Origin of the sequence: Intrasporangium sp. (genome assembly GCF_035688975.1) — a bacterium.
GTDB lineage: Bacteria > Actinomycetota > Actinomycetes > Actinomycetales > Dermatophilaceae > CALMNV01.
On the sequence record NZ_DASSMH010000039.1, the window covers coordinates 1 to 17563 of the forward strand.

Here is a 17563-nt window from a genome sequence, read left to right on the forward strand (position 1 = left end):
CCGTTGGTCCCGCCGCGCAGCATTCTGCGTGCTCACCAGGTCGCCAACGTGGGACCAATGGTCGTCCGTGTGCACGCCGGCGTCGGTCGATGGCCGAACGAAAGGGCGGGCGGAAGTGGCCACACGACGAGGGGGGCGGGCGGAAGTGGCCACTCGACGAGGGGGGCGGGCGGAAGTGGTCACTCGACGAGGGGGGCGGGCGGAGGAGGGCCTCAGACCTTCTCCCAGCCGCGCCGAGGGGCTCGGCTGCCGACGCCGGTGCCGGGGCGCTCGTCGCGCCCGCGGTAGACGATGTAGGGACGGGTGATATAGCCGAGCGGCGCGGAGAACACGTGGACGAGCCGGGTGAAGGGCCACAGGGCGAACAGGACGCAGGCGATCAGCGCGTGCAGCTGGAAGCCGAGCGGCACCTGCGTCATGAAGGCCGGGTCGGGGTTGCCGGAGAAGACGCCCCGGAACCACAGTGAGACGTTGTCGCGGTAGTTGAAGCCCGGCCCGGCCCCGATGCCGAGCATGTTGGCCCCGATCGTGTTCCAGATGCCGAGGACGATCACGGTGCCGAGGAAGGCGTACATCACCTTGTCCATGGGCGTCGTCGCCGAGAAGACCGGTCCCACGGTCCGTCGGCGGTAGATGAGGATGGCCAGGCCCACAAGCGTCGCGAGGCCCGCGATGATGCCGCCGACGAGCGCCACGAGGTGGTAGGCCTCCTCGCTGATGCCGACGGCGTCCGTCCACGCCTTGGGCACGAGCAGCCCGATGACGTGGCCGCCCACGACGCCGAGCATGCCGAAGTGGAACAGCGGGCTGCCCCACCGCAGGAGCCTCGACTCGTAGAGCTGCGAGCTGCGCGTCGTCCAGCCGAACTTGTCGTAGCGGTAACGCCACCAGTGCCCGACTACGAAGATCGCGAGGCACACGTAGGGGACGATGACCCAGAGGAAGGTGCTCATGAGGGTGCTCCAACGGGGATGTGGCGGCCGAGCGGGGTGGCCGGGCGGTCGGATTCGGGGCGAGGGTTGAGGCGCGGGTCCATCGCGTAGCCGTCGAGCCCGACGTCCTCCCGCGGGGGGCCGGCCTCGATGAGCTTCTGCACGGCGGCGAGGCCGTCGCCGTCGAGCTCGGGCAGCGTCGCGCACAGGGCCACCATGAGATCGGCCCAGATGGAGCCCCTCTCCTGCAAGGCGATCCGTAGCATCTCCACACCGGCGCGGTGGTCGGTCAACAAGGCAGCGGCGGCGCCGACGTCGACGGTCGCGCCGAAGTCGAGCACGACCCCGAGGTGGTCGGGCAACTCGTCCGCGTCGAAGTCCGCCCCGGCCCGTCGGTAGGCCTGCTTGAACTGCACGAGGGCGACGCCGCGCCGCCGCGTGTCGCCGAAGGAGAAGTACGTCAGGTAGAGGCAGCAGCGCCGCGTGTGGTCGAACGTCTCGACGTAGTCCTGCTGCACCTCCTCGAGCGGGCGGGCCGACACCGCGTCGAGGAAGGACGTCAGCGGCATACGGACGGCGTCGGGCAGGCTGCCCACCGCGCCACGGATGACCTCGAAGCGGCGCCCGGCGTCTTCCCCTGGGTACTCCAGCAGCAGCGAGATCGCTTGCCACGCAAGGCGGGTCTGCTCCTCGGTGAGCAAGGACGTCTGCGCGCGGGCTGCGCGCCGGAACGGGTTCACTGGTGGTCCTTGCGCCGCGGGAAGAGCCCCCGGGGCTCGCCCTTGCCGTCCCAGTTGAGCAGGTTGACCCTCCCCCGCTTGCTGCCACCGCCGACGAGCTGGTCGGAGGTCTGCCGCTCCTGGAGCATCCGGAAGTTCTCGACCGCGACCGGGGTGAGGTCGCCGGAGCCCTCACCGAACGTGCCCGACTCGCCCTCGTAGTCGAAGTCGACCGGGCACTCCGTCGCGAGCTCCTCCAGCCCGTGGGCCTGCTCGACGTGTGCGGTGGGGATGACGTAGCGCTCGTCGTACTTGGCGATGGCGAGCAGGCGGAACATCTCGTACATCGACTCGCCGTCCATGCCCACGGCCTGGGCGATCGACTCGTCGGGGTCGCCGCCGAGGTTGATGTCGCGCATGAAGGAGCGCATGGCCGCGAGCTTCTTCAGCACCTCGTTGACGGGCGCGACGTCGCCCGCGGTGAAGAGATTGGCGAGGTACTCGACGGGGATGCGCAGCGCGTCGATGGCCGCGAAGAGGTTGCCCCTGTCCTCCGCGTCGAAGCCGGTGTCGCGCACGACGTCGACGACGGGGGACAGCGGCGGGATGTACCAGACCATCGGCATGGTGCGGTACTCCGGGTGCAGCGGCAGGGCCACCTTGTAGTCCTGGATGAGCCGGCGCACGGGCGACTTCTTGGCGGCCTCGATCCAGTCCAGCGGTATGCCGGCCCGCTCGGCCTCGCGCGCCACCGCGGGGTCGTTGGGGTCGAGGAAGACGTCGCGCTGCGCCTCGTAGAGGTCGTAGTCGTTCTCGACCGAAGCGGCCTCGAGCACCCGGTCGGCGTCGTAGAGCATGAGGCCGATGTAGCGCAGCCGGCCGACGCACGTCTCCGCGCACACCGTCGGGATGCCCACCTCGATGCGGGGGTAGCAGAAGGTGCACTTCTCGGCCTTGCCGGTCTTGTGGTTGAAGTAGACCTTCTTGTACGGGCACCCGGACACGCACATCCGCCAGCCGCGGCACTTGTCCTGGTCGACGAGGACGATGCCGTCCTCGCTGCGCTTGTAGATGGCGCCGCTCGGGCAGCTGGCGGCGCAGCTCGGGTTGAGGCAGTGCTCGCAGATCCTGGGCAGGTAGAACATGAAGGTCTGCTCGAACTCGAACTTCACCTTGTCCTCGATGCCGCGGAGCATGACGTCGCGCTTGGCGTGCTCCTGGCTGCCGCCGAGGTTGTCGTCCCAGTTGGCCGACCAGCTGATGTTCATCGCCTTGCCGGAGATGAGCGAGATGGGGCGCGCGACCGGGAAGTGCTTCTGCGCAGGGGCGTTGAGCAGCGTGGCGTAGTCGTAGGTCCAGGGCTCGTAGTAGTCCTCGATGGACGGCAGCTTGGGGTTGGAGAAGATGCTCGCGAGCTTCTTCCACCGGCTGCCGGACCGGAGCGTGATCCGCCCGTTGGGCTTGCGGGTCCAGCCGCCCTCCCAGACGTCCTGGTCCTCGTAGGTCCGCGGGTAGCCGAGGCCCGGCCGTGTCTCGACGTTGTTGAACCAGACGTACTCCATGCCGGCGCGGTTGGTCCACGCCTGCTTGCACGTCACGGAGCACGTGTGGCAGCCGATGCACTTGTCGAGGTTCATCACCATCGCCATCTGCGCCATGATCTTCATGTCAGTACTCCACGTTCTGGTTGCGGCGGCGCCGGATGACCGTGACCTCGTCGCGCTGGTTGCCCGTCGGCCCGAGGTAGTTGAAGGCGAAGGACAGCTGCGCGTAGCCCCCCGCGAGGTGGGTCGGCTTCATGAGGATGCGGGTCAGGGAGTTGTGTATGCCGCCCCGCCTGTCGTTGGTCTCGGTGCGGGGCACGTCGATGAGCCGGTCCTGGGCGTGGTGCATGTAGACGGTCCCCTCCGGCATGCGGTGGCTGACGATCGCTCGCGCCGCGACGACGCCGTTGCGGTTGACCGCCTCGATCCAGTCGTTGTCCTTGACCCCGATCTTGGCCGCGTCACGGTCGGACATCCAGACGGCCTGCCCGCCCCGGGCCAGCGAGAGCATGAAGAGGTTGTCCTGGTACTCCGAGTGGATCGACCACTTGTTGTGGGGCGTGAGGTAGCGCACCGACACCCCGAGCTCGCTCACCTCGCCGATCGGCTGCTCGCCGAAGAGCTCGGTCATGTTGAGCGGCGGCCGGTAGACCGGCAGGCCCTCTCCGAGCTCGAGCATCCAGTCGTGGTCGAGGTAGAAGGACTGGCGACCGGTCAGGGTGTGCCACGGCTTGAGCCGCTCCACGTTGATGGTGAAGGGGCTGTAGCGGCGACCGCCGGTCTCCGAGCCGGACCACTCGGGGCTGGTGATGACGGGCACGGGCGCGGCCTGCGTGTCGGCGAAGGTGATCTGCTTGCCCTCGTGCTCGGCGGCGAGGTCGTGCAGCTCGTGGCCGGTCCGCGCCTCGAGGGTCTTGAAGCCCTGGGTCGCGAGGTGGCCGTTCGTCGTGCCGGACAGGGCCATGACCGCCTCGGCCGCGTGGATCCCGGTGACGAGGCTCGGCCGGCCCTCCTTGACGCCGCCGTGGAGGACGCCGTTCTTGCGCCGCAGGTAGTCGACCTCGCGCCCGACGTCGTAGGTGATGCCCTTCGTCGTCGTGCCGAGCGTGTCGAGCAGCGGGCCGAGCGCGATCATCTTGTCGTGGATGGCGCCGTAGTCGCGCTCCACGACGAGCAGCTTCGGCATCGTCTTGCCCGGGACCGGCTCGCACTCGCCGGCCTTCCAGTCGAGCACCTTCCCGTGCGGCGTGGCGAGCTCGTCCGGGGTGTCGTGCAGGAGCGGGGCGACGACGAGGTCCTTGACGACCCCGAGGTGCTTGGCGCCCATGGCGGAGAACTTCTCGGCGATCACCTGGAAGATGTCCCAGTCGGTCTTCGTCTGCCACGGCGGGTTGATCGCCGGGTTGAACGAGTGGATGAACGGGTGCATGTCCGTGGTGTTGATGTCGTGCTTCTCATACCAGGTCGCCGCGGGCAGCACGACGTCGGAGAAGATCGTCGAGCTCGTCATGCGGAAGTCGAGCGTGCACAGCAGGTCGAGCTTGCCCTGCGGCGCCTCGTCGCGCCAGACGATGTCGCGCGGCCGCAGGTGCTCGGGCGCGTCGACAGCACTCAGCGCGCTGTCCGTGCCGAGGAGGTGCCGAAGGAAGTACTCGTTGCCCTTGGCGGAGCTGCCGAGGAGGTTGGCGCGCCACATCGTGAGGATCCGGGGGAAGTTCTCCGGCGCGTCGGGGTCCTCGACGGCGAAGCGCAGGCCCCCTGACTTCAGCTGCTCGACGACGTAGTCGGGCACGCTCTGCCCGGCGGCATCCGCGTCGGCGCACACCTGGATCGAGCTGCGGTTGAGGCTCGGGTAGGACGGCATCCAGCCCAGCCGCGTGGACAGGGCGAGGGTGTCCGCGGTGGACAGGCCGGAGAAGCGCCCGTCGCCGGTGGCGGCGGCCACCCGGTCGGCCTGGTAGTGGTCGTAGCGGAACTGGTCGGTGTGCAGATACCAGTAGGCGGTCTGGATCATCTGCCGCGGCGGGCGGCTCCAGTCGAGGCCCATGGCGAGGTGGGCCCACCCGGTGACCGGCCGCGCCTTCTCCTGGCCCACGTAGTGGGCCCAGCCGCCGCCGTTGCGGCCCTGGCAGCCGGTGATCGTCGTGAGGAGCAGCATGGCGCGGTAGATCGTGTCGGAGTGGAACCAGTGGTTGGCCCCGGCCCCGACGATGATCATCGAGCGGCCCTGAGTGTCGACGGCGTTCTGCGCGAACTCCCGCGCGATCCGGGCGACCGCCTCGGCCGGGACCGCGGTGATCGGCTCCTGCCAGGCCGGCGTGTAGGGCGCATCGGCGTCGTCGTAGCCGGTGGGCCAGGCGCCCGGCATACCCTCCCGGGCTACGCCGTAGTGCGCGAGGAGAAGGTCGAAGACCGTCGTCACGAGCTGGTCCCCGACCCGGCGCACGGGCACGCCGCGCGCCTCGGCCGTCGGGTCACCCTCGTCGAAGCGCGGGAACTCCACGAGCACGGAGTCCTCGGCCGTCGCGTGCAGGCTGAGCGCGGGCACCGTGTCGCCGAGGTCGAGGTTCCACTTCCCGGCGCCCTCCGGGCCGAACCGGTCGGCGAGCGAGCCGTTCGGGCAGGTGAGCCTGCCCGTGGCCTCGTCGACGACGACTGTGCGGAAGTGGGCGTGCTCGCTCTCCGCGGCCGCGCCACCGAGGTCGGCTGCGGTGACGAACTTGGCTGCGCGATAGCGGGATCCGTCGGGGGTCGGCTCGAGGGTGACGAGGTTGGGCAGGTCGGTGAAGCGCCGGCAGTAGTCGGTGAAGAAGGGCACCTGCCGGTCGACGAAGAACTCCTTGAGCACGACGTGACCCATCGCCATGGCCAGTGCACCGTCGGTGCCCGGCGCGGCGGCGAGCCACTCGTCGGCGAACTTGACGTTGTCGGCGTAGTCCGGCGCGACGACGACGACCTTCTGCCCGCGGTAGCGCGCCTCCGCCATCCAGTGCGCGTCGGGCGTCCGGGTGACGGGGATGTTGGAGCCCCACATCATGAGGTAGCCGGCGTCCCACCAGTCGCCGGACTCCGGCACGTCGGTCTGGTCGCCCCAGATCTGGGGGGAGGCGACGGGCAGGTCGGCATACCAGTCGTAGAAGGAGAGCATCGCGCCACCGACGAGCTGGGTGAAGCGCGAGCCGGACGCGTGGCTCACCATCGACATGGCGGGGATGGGCGAGAAGCCGGCGATCCGGTCGGGTCCCCACTGCTTGATGGTCGAGACGTATGCCGCCGCCACGAGCTCGGCGGCCTCGTCCCACGTCGCCCGCACCAGCCCGCCCTTGCCGCGGGCCCCCTTGTAGCGCCGGGCCCGCTCGGGGTCGCTGGTGACCTCGCGCCAGGCGTCGACCGGGTCACCGAGGCGCGCCCGGGCCTCGCGGAACATCTCGAGCAGCACACCGCGCACGTAGGGGTAGCGCACGCGAGTGGGCGAGTACGTGTACCACGAGAAGGCCGCGCCCCGGGGGCAGCCGCGCGGCTCGTAGTCGGGGCGGTCGGCCCCCGCGCTCGGGTAGTCGGTCTGCTGCGCCTCCCACGTGATGATCCCGTCCTTGACGTAGACCTTCCACGAGCACGACCCGGTGCAGTTGACGCCGTGCGTGGAGCGCACGACCTTGTCGTGGCTCCACCGGTCCCGGTAGAACGCGTCGCCGGACCGCCCGCCCACAGCCTCCATGGACCGCTTGTCCGCGGACACCGTCGCCCTCGTGAAGAAGCGGCGCGTGCCCACCAGGGCCTCGCTGAGCGGTCCGTCGAATCCCGCGGGCGCGGTGGGGGTCACGGGACTGTTCATGGACGGGTCTCCTTGTCGGGGCTTGCGTTCCGGGCGCGGTGAGAGGTGAAGGGGGTGCTGGAGGTGAGCGCTGCGACGCAGAGGTTGGGACCGACCAGGGGGGTCAGGCCGACCGTGGTCGACTCCTCGCCGAGGCTCTGCATGACGCCGCGGATGAGTCCGCGGTGGATGCCGCAGACGACTGCGACGTTGTCGCGGGCCAGGCTGAGGAAGGGACAGTCGTGCAGGGACACGTTGGCCGTGCGGCCCCCGTCGGTCGTGGAGACCTCGGGGACGTAGCCCCATTCCCGGAGCAGGTCGACCATGTGGCCGACCTTGCCCAGCCACTGTCCGGCGGTGCGCGCCGGAGCCTGGTCGGCCGGGTCGAGGTCCTCCTCGGCCACTCGGTCGTGGCTCCAGCGGACGCCGACCTCCTCGGGGGAGAGCTGCCGGCCGTCGGGCTGGGTCCGGAAGGACTCGACCAGGAGGCCGGAGAGCATCCGGTAGGAGTCCTCGGTGGAGACGGTCTCGAGCGACCCGGGCTCCACGGCATACAGCTTGCGGGGTCGCCCGGCGCCCACGGGCGGCTCGAAGTGCGACGTCAGCAGGCCGCCTGAGACGAGCTGGTCGAGGTGGAAGCGCACGGTCGTCACATGGAGCCCGAGGTGCTCCGCCAGGTCCTGCGCGCTCAGCCCCTCTGCCGGGCGCAGCCCTCCGGAGCCATCTGGCGTGGACGGCAGGTTGGCGAGAGTGTCGACGATCCGGCGTCGGACCTGCGAGCTGAGCAGGTCGACGCCCGACCCCCCGCTGGAGCTCATACGCCGGCCTCCTTCCGATTTAGACAACACCCTCGTGACGTATTTAGAGGAGGGCGTTCCGTCCATTCAACCATGGATTGGCTGTGGTACGAGCACGCGTCGGAGGGTGTACGCTGCCATCGATCACATTTAAAGGATCTCATTCATCTAAAACGACCAAGGCGGCACCCCGCATGGAACGCATGTCCGGACGCACCCGCGTCCTCGTCCTGTCGAGCCTGGCCTTCACCGTGATGTTCGCGGTGTGGCTCATGTTCGGCATCCTCGGCATCCCCATCCAGAAGGAGCTCGGGCTCAGCGACGTGGAGCTCGCGTGGGTCTCGGCCGTGGCCGTGCTCAACGGCTCGCTGTGGCGGCTGCCGGCCGGGATGCTCGCCGACCGGGTCGGCGGCCGCAAGGTCATGGTCGCCATGCTGCTGGCGACCGCGGTCCCGGCCCTCCTCGTCTCGCGTGCGACCTCCTACGGGATGCTCCTGCTGCTCGCCTTCCTCGTCGGGTTCGCCGGCAACTCCTTCAGCGTCGGCGTCGCCTGGAACTCCGCGTGGACGCCCCGCGAGCACCAGGGCCTCGCGCTCGGCGTCTTCGGCGCCGGCAACGTCGGCGCATCCGTCACGAAGTTCATCGGCCCGCCTCTCATCGCCGGGACCGCCGGAGCCACCTACGTCTTCGGCATCGAAGGCGGCTGGCGGCTGGTGCCCGTCATCTATGCCGTCCTGCTCGTCCTGCTCGCGCTGCTGACCATGGGCCTCACGCCCCGCCACGACCGGGTCGCCGGAGCGGAGACGCCGCTGCCCGAGATGCTCCGGCCGCTGCGGCAGCTGCGGGTCTGGCGGTTCGGGCTCTACTACGTCGCCGTGTTCGGCGCGTACGTCGCCCTGTCGGCGTGGCTGCCGAAGTACTACGTCGACACCTTCGGCGTATCCCTCGGCACGGCGGCCCTGCTCACGGCGACCTTCATCTTCCCGGCTTCGCTCCTGCGCCCGTTCGGCGGGTGGGTCAGCGACCGCTTCGGAGCCCGGCGCGCGATGTACCTCACCTTCGCCGTGATGCTCGTCGTGAGCGGCATCCTCATGATGCCCAACGGGCACCTGGTCATCGAGCACGCGGACGGCCGGGAGACCGAGCACCTCGCCTACGCCTTGGGGCTCGTCCCGTTCGTCGCCCTCGTCTTCGTCCTCGGCTGCGCCATGGGCATCGGCAAGGCCGCGGTCTACAAGCACATTCCGGAGTACTTCCCGGGCAGCGTGGGTGCCGTCGGCGGGCTCGTCGGGATGCTCGGCGGCCTGGGCGGGTTCTTCCTGCCGCCCTTGTTCGCCTACACCAAGGCGTGGTCCGGCTTCCCGTCCAGCACCTTCTTCGTCCTCTTCCTGCTCACCCTCGGCTGCTTCGGGTGGATGCACGTGACGGTCGTGTCCATGCTCCACGCCGAGTCACCGCAGCTGACCGACCACTTCGAACAGCCCATCCCCGGCCACATTCCCGACGCGCCCCCGGTGGGGGCCACCAACCAGCCCGTGGAGGCACGCGCATGACCAGCACAACGGCAGCTCGCACGTCAGGCGAGTGGCTCGCCTCGTGGGACCCGGAGAACGAGGCCACGTGGGACAAGGCCCTCGCGTGGAGGACCCTGTGGATCACCACGTTCACCCTCACGATGTGCTTCGTCGCCTGGTTCCTGCCGAGCGCCATCGTCCCGAAGCTCAACGCCCTCGGCTACACCTTCACCAAGTCCGAGCTCTACTGGCTCGCCTCCATCCCCGGCCTGTCGGCCGGGCTGCTGCGCATCGTCTGGATGGTCCTGCCCCCCATCCTCGGCACCCGCAAGATGGTCACCTTCACGACGCTGCTGCTCATTGCGCCGATCCTCGGCTGGGGCGTGCGCGTGCAGCGCCCGACCGCACCCTTCTGGGAGCTCGCCGTCCTCGCCTTCCTCGCCGGCATCGGCGGGGGCGCCTTCTCCGGCTTCATGCCCTCGACGTCCTACTTCTTCCCGCGGCGGATGCAGGGCACGGCCCTCGGGCTGCAGGCCGGCATCGGCAACTTCGGCGTCTCCCTCGTCCAGCTGCTCACCCCGTGGCTCATCGGCTTCGGCCTCGTCGGCTTCCTCGGCGCCTCGCAGCAGATGAAGGTGACCGGCAAGCCGTCCACCGAAGTCTGGTACCAGAACGCCGCGTTCATCTGGATCCCCCTGCTGCTCATCGGCGCCGGATTCGCATGGACGTTGCTCAAGTCCGTGCCGGTCAAGGCGAACATCCGCCAGCAGCTCGACATCTTCAAGAACCAGGACACCTGGTGGATGACGCTGATCTACATCATGACCTTCGGCACCTTCTCGGGGCTCTCGGCCCAGTTCGGCCTGCTCATGAGCAACCTCTACGGTGCCGGCAACGCCGAGATCGTCTCCGGCACCGGCGCGGCCGCACAGGTCCTCGTCGCGGGGTACACGGTGCCCGACCCGGTCAAGTACGTCTTCCTCGGCCCCCTCGTCGGTGCCGGCGCCCGCGTCCTCTTCTCACCGCTGACGGACCGGATGGGAGGGGCCAAGTGGTCCCTCGTCTCGGGTCTCGGCCTCATCGCGTCGATCGCCTTCACGATCACCGGCCTCGTCCCCGACACGTCGTCGGCGGCGGCCCTCCAAGGGGGCTTCAACAGGTTCCTCTGGGGGATGCTCGTGATCTTCCTCTTCGCCGGCATCGGCAACGCGTCGACGTTCAAGCAGATGCCGATGATCTTCGAGCGCCGGCAGGCCGGTGGGGTCATCGGCTGGACCGCCGCCATCGCGGCCTTCGGGCCGTTCCTCTTCGGCGTGGGCCTGACCCTCATGTCGCCCACGGCGTTCTACGCCATCGGGATCGCGTGGGCGGTGATGTGCACGGTGATCGTCTGGCTGCGCTACGCCCGGCCGGGTGCACCCAAGCCGAGCTGATCGCGGCATACGGGATGTGACCCTCGCGTCACATCCCTGCGACGGGCGGCCCGATGTCATAGGTTGCGAGACGGCAGTGCCCGCCGCCTGGAGAAGGAGCCGCCGTGCAGATCGGTGTCCCCCGCGAGACCCGTGCCCGGGAGACGCGCGTCGCCGCGACCCCCAAGACCGTCGGCCAGCTCGTCGCGCTGGGCTACGACGTGGTCGTCGAGAGCGGCGCCGGGGAGGCAGCCAGCTTCTCCGACGAGGCGTATGCCGCGGCCGGCGCCCGGGTGGTCGACCGCGTCATCGCGTGGGGCGCCGACATCGTGCACAAGGTCAACGCGCCCGAGCCGGGAGAGATCGGGCAGCTGCGGCGGGGCGCGGTGCTCGTCAGCCTCCTCAGCCCGGCGCTCAACCCGGGCCTCGTGGAGGAGCTGCGCGCCGCGGGGGTCACGGCCCTCGCCATGGACGCCGTCCCCCGGATCAGCCGGGCGCAGTCGCTCGACGTGCTCTCCTCGATGGCCAACATCGCCGGCTACCGCGCGGTCATCGAGGCGGCCCACGAGTTCGGCTCCTTCTTCACCGGGCAGGTGACGGCCGCGGGCAAGGTCCCGCCCGCCAAGGTCCTCGTCATCGGCGCGGGCGTCGCCGGTCTCGCGGCCATCGGCACCGCGGGCAGCCTCGGCGCCATCGTGCGCGCCTTCGACGCGCGGCCGGAGGTCGCCGAGCAGGTGGAGTCGATGGGCGCCGAGTTCCTCGCCATCGACATGGCCGGCGAGGGACCGAGCGCCACCGGCTATGCCCGCGAGATGGGGGAGGACTTCAACCGGCGGGCGGCGGCCCTCTACGCCGAGCAGGCCCGTGAGGTCGACATCGTCATCACGACGGCCCTCATCCCCGGGAAGCCGGCCCCGCGCCTGCTCACCGCCGACATGGTGGCGTCGATGAGGCCGGGCAGCGTCATCGTCGACATGGCGGCCGCCAACGGCGGCAACGTCGAGGGCTCGGTCCCGGACGAGCTCGTCGTCACGCCTCAGGGCGTGAAGATCATCGGCTACACCGACCTCGCGGCACGGCTGCCGACCCAGGCCAGCCAGCTCTACGGCACGAACCTCGTCAACCTCATGAAGCTGCTCACCCCGGGCAAGGACGGGCGGCTCGTCCTCGACCTCGACGACGTGGTCCAGCGGGCCATGACCGTGGTCCGCGACTCCGAGGTGCTGTGGCCCCCGCCTCCCGTCCAGGTCTCCGCGGCGCCCATGCCGGTCGCCGCGCCCGCGCCCGCGCCGGCGAAGGAGCCGCCGCGGCCACCGGACCCCCGGAGGCGCTACGTCGCCATGGCCGTGGCCGCGGTCCTCTTCGCGCTCGTCGCGGCCGTCTCGCCGCCGGCCTTCCTCGGACACTTCACCGTCTTCGCGCTGGCGGTCGTGGTCGGCTTCTACGTCATCGGCCACGTGCACCACGCGCTGCACACCCCGCTCATGTCGGTGACCAACGCCATCAGCGGCATCATCGTCGTCGGTGCCCTCATCCAGCTCGGCACCGGCCGGTTCGGCTCGAGCCCGGCCGTGGCCGTCATCGCCTTCGCCGCAACCCTCGTCGCGAGCATCAACATCTTCGGCGGCTTCCTCGTGACCCGACGCATGCTGACGATGTTCAGGAAAGGCTGAGCGATGGCCCTGTCCCTCATCAACGCGGCATACATCATCGCCGCCCTGCTCTTCATCTTCAGCCTCGCCGGCCTGTCGAGGCACGAGACGGCCAAGGAGGGCAACGTCCTCGGCATGGTCGGCATGGGCGTCGCGCTCCTCGGCACGCTGTGGCTGGCGGGACAGCGGGCCGAATGGCTCAACTGGGTCGCGATCGCCGTCGCCATGGCGGTCGGCGCCGCCGTCGGCATCCGCCGGGCCAGGCGGGTGCAGATGACCGGTATGCCGGAGCTCATCGCGATGCTGCACAGCTTCGTCGGCCTCGCCGCGGTGCTCGTGGGCTACAACTCCTACCTGTCCGGCGAGTCGGACGCGGTGCACAGCGTCGAGGTCTTCCTCGGGGTCTTCATCGGGGCGGTGACGCTGACCGGCTCCGTGGTGGCCTTCCTCAAGCTCTCGGCGCGGATGTCCTCCCGGCCGCTCATGCTGCCGGCCCGGCACTGGCTCAACCTCACGGCGCTCGTGGTCTCCGCGGGCCTGCTCGTGTGGTTCGTCGCCACGCTGTCCATCGTGCCGCTGGCCGTGATGACCGTCACCGCCCTGCTCTTCGGGTGGCACCTCGTGGCCTCCATCGGCGGTGGGGACATGCCGGTCGTCGTCTCGATGCTCAACTCCTACTCCGGGTGGGCCGCGGCCGCCGCCGGCTTCATGCTCGGCAACGACCTGCTCATCGTCACCGGTGCCCTCGTCGGCTCCTCCGGTGCCTACCTCTCCTACATCATGTGCAGGGCGATGAACCGGTCCTTCGTCTCCGTCATCGCCGGCGGCTTCGGCTCCGACGGGGCGGTCGGCAACGCCGACGTCGACTACGGCGACCACCGCGAGACCACCGCCGAGGACGTGGCCGACCTGCTCACGTCGGCCCAGTCGGTCGTCATCACGCCGGGCTACGGCATGGCGGTCGCGCAGGCGCAGTACCCGGTCGCCGAGCTCACCGCCAAGCTGCGCGAGCGTGGGGTGACGGTGCGCTTCGGGATCCACCCGGTGGCCGGCCGCCTGCCCGGGCACATGAACGTGCTCCTGGCCGAGGCGCGAGTGCCCTACGACATCGTCCTCGAGATGGACGAGGTCAACCCGGACCTGCCCGACACCGACGTCGTGCTCGTCATCGGCGCCAACGACACCGTCAACCCGGCCGCCGAGGAGGACCCGACCAGCCCCATCGCCGGGATGCCGGTCATCGAGGTGTGGAAGGCCAGGCACGTCGTGGTCTTCAAGCGGTCGATGAACGCCGGGTATGCCGGCGTGCAGAACCCGCTCTTCTTCCGGGAGAACACCGCGATGCTCTTCGGCGACGCCAAGGACCGCGTCGAGGACATCATCAAGGCCCTTTGACGTCCAGCGCGGGCTGGCGCACCTCGTCGCGGCCCGCGAGCCGGCTGTGGTGGCGCGAGTAGGCGAAGTAGACGACGAAGCCCAGCGCCATCCACACGATGAACCGGATCCACGTCTCGATGCTGAGGTTGAGCACGAGGTAGAAGCACACGAGCGCCGACAGGATCGGCACGACGGGGCTGCCCGGGACGCGGAAGGACCGATGCAGGTCCGGCCGGCTGCGGCGCAGCATCGGGACCGCGAGCGAGACGAGCATGAACGCCGTGAGGGTCCCGATGTTGACCATCTCTTCGAGCTTGCCGATGGGGGTGAGCGAGGCGATGAGGGCGACCGTGGTCCCGATGATGAGCGTCAGCGAGATGGGGGTGCCCGTGCGCTCGCTGGTCCGAGACAGCCTCTCCGGGAGGAGCCGGTCGCGGCTCATGGCGAAGACGACCCGGACCGCGCCGATCAGCAGGGTCATGACGACCGTCGTGAGCCCGGCGACGGCGCCGGCGGAGATGAGCGTCGCGAAGCCGTCCCTGCCGACGTGGGTGAAGGCGGTCGCGAGCGCGGCCTTGGAGTCGATGTCGCTGTACTTCTGCATGCCGGTCAGCACGAGGGCGACCGCGACGTAGAGCACGGTGCAGATGGCGAGGGAGGCGATGATGCCGATGGGCAGGTCCCGCTGCGGGTTGTTGGCCTCCTCGGCAGTCGTGGCGACCACGTCGAAGCCGATGTAGGCGAAGAACACGATGGAGGCGCCCGCCATGATCCCCATGACGCCGTAGGTGGCGGGTGTCATGCCGGTGAGGACCTGGAGCAGGGGGGTCGTGAGGCCGGACGCCGTCGCCCCGCCGGGCGCGGACGGTGGGATGAAGGGGGACCAGTTCGCCGTGTTGACGAAGGAGATGCCGGCGAAGATGACGAACAGCACGATGAGCAGCTTCAGCGCGACGAGGGCGAGGTTGACGCGCAGCGACTCCTTGATGCCCTTGGCCACGAGCGCGGCGAGGGCGCCCACGAGGAGGAACGCGGCGAGGTCGAAGTGCGAGCCCGGGCCGACGGAGGCGGGCCACGTGACGCCCACCTGCGTCAGGAAGGTGATGAGGTACTGCGACCAGCCCTGCGCCACGACGCTCGCGCCGAGCATGAGCTCGAGCAGGAGGTCCCATCCGATGATCCACGCGACGATCTCCCCGAGGGTCGCGTAGGAGAACGTGTAGGCCGATCCGGACACCGGCACGGTCGAGGCGAACTCGGCGTAGCACAGGGCGGCGAGCGCGCAGGCCACCGCGCCCAGGACGAAGGACAGGACGATCGAGGGCCCTGCGTAGTCCTTCGCCGCACGCCCCGTGACGGTGAAGATCCCGGCGCCGATGATGACGCCGATGCCGAAGACGGTCAGGTCCAAGGCGCTCAGCCTCCGGCGGAGCGAGTGCCCCTCCTCGTGGGATGCCGCGAGCGACTCCTCGATGGACTTGGTGCGAAACAGGCTCATCGGACCCTCCTGGTGAACTCGGGCGCCTCGTGGTCCGAATCACGGTAGTCCCGCGGCAGGCCCGATGCCCGGTTGGCGACCGCTGCCGGCGCACCGGCCGGCCGCTACCCTGTCGCTCAGTCGTCCGGGTCCGCCGGGATGGGCCCGGTGTCGGGTCCCCGTCGGCGCTGGCGGAGGTCCTCGCTCTCGTAGAGGGACTCGCCGCCGTGGACCGGCATGGCGCGCGAGTGGGAGTCGGCGCCGCGGTGCGCGCCGCCGTGCCCCTGGGGGACGTCCGGCGCCTCGTCGAGGCCGCCGTCGTCCACCCGGTGCGCGGCCCCTCTCGTGCCGCCGGACACGGGGAACATCTCTCCGCAGATGGCGCGGTAGGTCTCGTCCGGGCGAGCGACCCAGCTGACGACCCGCAGCGCCTGGTCCTGGCCGGCGCTCTCCATGATGAAGCGGCCGTAGCCGAGCACCCGCGCGGGCAGCGAGCGCTCGTAGCTCATGTCGGTCACCTTGACGAGCGGCATCATCGAGACCTTGTGGGTCAGCAGGCCGTGCAGCAGCAGGAGCCGCTTGTCCGTCGCGACGAACCAGTCGTGTCGCCACTCGAGCAGCCGCCACACGAGGCGGCATACGACCAGGAGGAAGGCCAGCCACACGACCGTGCCCACGGAGCGGGTCGCGCTCGTGAGGCTGGCGTCGACGAAGAGGGCGACGACGAGCGCGAGCGTGGTCGTCGCGACCGGCTCGGCGACCCTGGCCCAGTGCTGGTGGGCCGCCACGACGATGACCTCGCCCGGAAGCAGGTAGGGAACCAGCCCGGGGGGCAGCAGGTCGTCCTGCCGGAGGTGGTCCATGGCGGGTCAGCCGGGCATCAGCGGTTGAGCAGCGAGTTGAAGAAGCGCACGATCGCGTTGAAGCCGTCGAGGATGACACCCCAGATGTTCGTGACGATGTCGGCCGCCTTCTCCGGGGACGTGAAGACCGCGTAGACGAAGAACACGAGGACGATCCAGAGGAGCACTTTCCTGACCTTGGCCACTTCCACTCCTCCAACGGCGACAGGCCGCAGGGGGTCTCCACGGCAGACTCTGTGACCAGTGTGCCGGATGTGGTGCCAGCGGCTCACGAGCATCGGCCGCGTGTCGCGTGGCGGCCCGGATAGGGTCGCGGCATGTCGCGCGAGGCGCAGGAGCCGCTCGGTCCGGCGCTGCGGAGGCCCCTCGCAGCCGCGGGGCGCGGCCTGCGGGAGGCCGAACTCGCCCGCGCGACCGCCTCCCTGGTCGCCCGCTACCGCTCGGTGGCACCCGCGGACGACCCTATTCTCGCCACACGGCCCAGGTCGCGGCCTACGCCGTCTACCGGATGCCGGCCACGCACGCGGTGCCTCTGCGCTCAGCTGATCCACTCCTCGCGGCGACCAACCGCCCAGGGTCAGGTCCGCTGACGGCGGGCTCGGCGGCATACGCCCTCGGGTCAGACCACGCCGTAGAGACGGTCACCGGCGTCGCCGAGCCCGGGCACGATGTAGCCCTTTTCGTTGAGCCGCTCGTCGATGGCGCCGAGCACCACCTTGACCGGGATTCCGGCACCGGCGAGCTCTCTGTCGAGGTGCGCGATGCCCTCGGGCGCGGCGAGCAGGCACACGGCCGTGATGTCCCGGGCGCCCTTGCCGGTCAGGTAGTCGATGGCCATGACGAGAGTGCCGCCGGTGGCGAGCATGGGGTCGAGGACGAAGACCTGGCGGCCGGTGAGGTCGTCCGGCAGCCGGTTCGCGTAGGTCGAGACCTCCAGCGTCTCCTCGTCGCGGATCATCCCCAGGAAACCGACCTCGGCGCTCGGCAGCAGGCGCACCATGCCGTCGAGCATGCCGAGCCCGGCGCGCAGGATCGGCACGATGATCGGCTTGGGCTTGGCCAGCTTGATGCCCGTCGTCGAGGCGACGGGCGTGCGGATCTCGAACGGCTCCACCCGCACCTCCCGGGTCGCCTCGTAGGCGAGGAGCGTCACGAGCTCCTCGGCCAGGCGGCGGAAGGTGGGACTGTCCGTCCGCTCGTCGCGCAGGTAGGTCAGCTTGTGCGCGATGAGCGGGTGGTCGGCTACGGAGACCTCCATGGGTGGAAACTTAGCGGGTGAAGGACAGGCCGGAGACCTCCTCGGGCGCCCGGACGACCCCGCCGGCGTATGCCGCCTGGCTCGGGGAGGCGCTCGCCCTCGCGCGCGCCATGGCCGGCTCCGAGGACGTGCCGGTCGGCGCCGTCGTCATCGCCCCCGACGGCACCCTCGCCGGGCGGGGCCGCAACGTCCGCGAGGAGCGCG

The 17563-nt window shown here is 70.0% G+C and carries 13 protein-coding genes and 1 pseudogene; 5 read left to right on the forward strand and 9 right to left on the reverse strand.

The window, feature by feature from the left end:
- Positions 1-212 precede the first annotated feature (212 nt).
- The 5 genes from narI to VFJ94_RS03985 are packed head-to-tail and all read right to left on the reverse strand — an operon-like array spanning position 213 to position 7827.
- Positions 213-953 (reverse strand): respiratory nitrate reductase subunit gamma, encoded by a 741-nt coding sequence (gene narI / locus VFJ94_RS03965; RefSeq protein ID WP_325002893.1) that lies wholly within the window; start codon positions 951-953, stop codon positions 213-215.
- A complete protein-coding gene (gene narJ / locus VFJ94_RS03970; protein ID WP_325002894.1) occupies positions 950-1672 on the reverse strand; it encodes a nitrate reductase molybdenum cofactor assembly chaperone in 723 nt (240 codons plus the stop codon). The genes narI and narJ overlap by 4 nt, the downstream gene beginning before the upstream one ends.
- Entirely contained in the window at positions 1669-3318 is a 1650-nt protein-coding gene (gene narH / locus VFJ94_RS03975) for a nitrate reductase subunit beta (protein WP_325002895.1), read from the reverse strand. Before narH ends, narJ begins: the two co-directional genes overlap by 4 nt.
- A 1-nt stretch (position 3319) precedes the next feature.
- Positions 3320-7030, reverse strand: a complete 3711-nt coding sequence (locus tag VFJ94_RS03980) for a nitrate reductase subunit alpha (RefSeq protein WP_325002896.1) — start codon at positions 7028-7030, stop codon at positions 3320-3322.
- On the reverse strand, positions 7027-7827 hold the full coding sequence (locus tag VFJ94_RS03985; RefSeq protein WP_325002897.1) for a helix-turn-helix transcriptional regulator: 801 nt from the start codon (positions 7825-7827) through the stop codon (positions 7027-7029). The genes VFJ94_RS03980 and VFJ94_RS03985 overlap by 4 nt, the downstream gene beginning before the upstream one ends.
- A 182-nt stretch (positions 7828-8009) precedes the next feature.
- Here VFJ94_RS03985 and VFJ94_RS03990 point away from each other — a divergent pair, with 182 nt between their 5' ends.
- The 4 genes from VFJ94_RS03990 to pntB all read left to right on the forward strand — a co-directional run bounded on the left by VFJ94_RS03990 (position 8010) and on the right by pntB (position 13779).
- Positions 8010-9359, forward strand: coding sequence for an MFS transporter (locus VFJ94_RS03990; RefSeq protein WP_325002898.1), 1350 nt, complete (start codon positions 8010-8012; stop codon positions 9357-9359).
- Positions 9356-10753, forward strand: coding sequence for an MFS transporter (locus tag VFJ94_RS03995; RefSeq protein WP_325002899.1), 1398 nt, complete (start codon positions 9356-9358; stop codon positions 10751-10753). The genes VFJ94_RS03990 and VFJ94_RS03995 overlap by 4 nt, the downstream gene beginning before the upstream one ends.
- A 104-nt stretch (positions 10754-10857) precedes the next feature.
- Positions 10858-12405 carry a Re/Si-specific NAD(P)(+) transhydrogenase subunit alpha gene (locus tag VFJ94_RS04000; protein ID WP_325002900.1) on the forward strand — a complete coding sequence of 516 codons (1548 nt, stop codon included), beginning with the start codon at positions 10858-10860 and terminating at the stop codon, positions 12403-12405.
- A gap of 3 nt (positions 12406-12408) precedes the next feature.
- Positions 12409-13779: a Re/Si-specific NAD(P)(+) transhydrogenase subunit beta gene (gene pntB, locus VFJ94_RS04005; RefSeq protein ID WP_325002901.1), complete on the forward strand. Its 1371-nt coding sequence runs from the start codon at positions 12409-12411 to the stop codon at positions 13777-13779.
- Here the strand turns inward: pntB and VFJ94_RS04010 are convergent.
- The 4 genes from VFJ94_RS04010 to upp form a co-directional block, all read right to left on the reverse strand.
- A complete protein-coding gene (locus VFJ94_RS04010) occupies positions 13766-15259 on the reverse strand; it encodes an amino acid permease (RefSeq protein ID WP_325002902.1) in 1494 nt (497 codons plus the stop codon). The two genes, pntB and VFJ94_RS04010, sit on opposite strands and share 14 nt — an antisense overlap.
- 116 nt (positions 15260-15375) lie before the next feature.
- Positions 15376-16101, reverse strand: coding sequence for a PH domain-containing protein (locus tag VFJ94_RS04015; protein WP_325002903.1), 726 nt, complete (start codon positions 16099-16101; stop codon positions 15376-15378).
- A gap of 17 nt (positions 16102-16118) precedes the next feature.
- Positions 16119-16268 carry a hypothetical protein gene (locus VFJ94_RS04020; protein ID WP_325002904.1) on the reverse strand — a complete coding sequence of 50 codons (150 nt, stop codon included), beginning with the start codon at positions 16266-16268 and terminating at the stop codon, positions 16119-16121.
- A gap of 452 nt (positions 16269-16720) precedes the next feature.
- Positions 16721-17359, reverse strand: a complete 639-nt coding sequence (upp, locus tag VFJ94_RS04025) for a uracil phosphoribosyltransferase (RefSeq protein WP_325002905.1) — start codon at positions 17357-17359, stop codon at positions 16721-16723.
- A gap of 17 nt (positions 17360-17376) precedes the next feature.
- Between upp and VFJ94_RS04030 the strand changes: the two are divergent.
- Positions 17377-17563, forward strand: a pseudogene (locus VFJ94_RS04030) (tRNA-specific adenosine deaminase); the annotation flags it as partial.

Bases quoted from the DNA above. Each gene is read 5' to 3' on its own strand.
- narI (WP_325002893.1), bottom strand. From the start codon at position 953: ATGAGCACCTTCCTCTGGGTCATCGTCCCCTACGTGTGCCTCGCGATC.
- narH (WP_325002895.1), bottom strand. From the start codon at position 3,318: ATGAAGATCATGGCGCAGATGGCGATGGTGATGAACCTCGACAAGTGC.
- VFJ94_RS03980 (WP_325002896.1), bottom strand. From the start codon at position 7,030: ATGAACAGTCCCGTGACCCCCACCGCGCCCGCGGGATTCGACGGACCG.
- VFJ94_RS03985 (WP_325002897.1), bottom strand. From the start codon at position 7,827: ATGAGCTCCAGCGGGGGGTCGGGCGTCGACCTGCTCAGCTCGCAGGTC.
- VFJ94_RS03990 (WP_325002898.1), top strand. From the start codon at position 8,010: ATGTCCGGACGCACCCGCGTCCTCGTCCTGTCGAGCCTGGCCTTCACC.
- VFJ94_RS03995 (WP_325002899.1), top strand. From the start codon at position 9,356: ATGACCAGCACAACGGCAGCTCGCACGTCAGGCGAGTGGCTCGCCTCG.
- pntB (WP_325002901.1), top strand. From the start codon at position 12,409: ATGGCCCTGTCCCTCATCAACGCGGCATACATCATCGCCGCCCTGCTC.
- VFJ94_RS04010 (WP_325002902.1), bottom strand. From the start codon at position 15,259: ATGAGCCTGTTTCGCACCAAGTCCATCGAGGAGTCGCTCGCGGCATCC.
- VFJ94_RS04015 (WP_325002903.1), bottom strand. From the start codon at position 16,101: ATGGACCACCTCCGGCAGGACGACCTGCTGCCCCCCGGGCTGGTTCCC.
- upp (WP_325002905.1), bottom strand. From the start codon at position 17,359: ATGGAGGTCTCCGTAGCCGACCACCCGCTCATCGCGCACAAGCTGACC.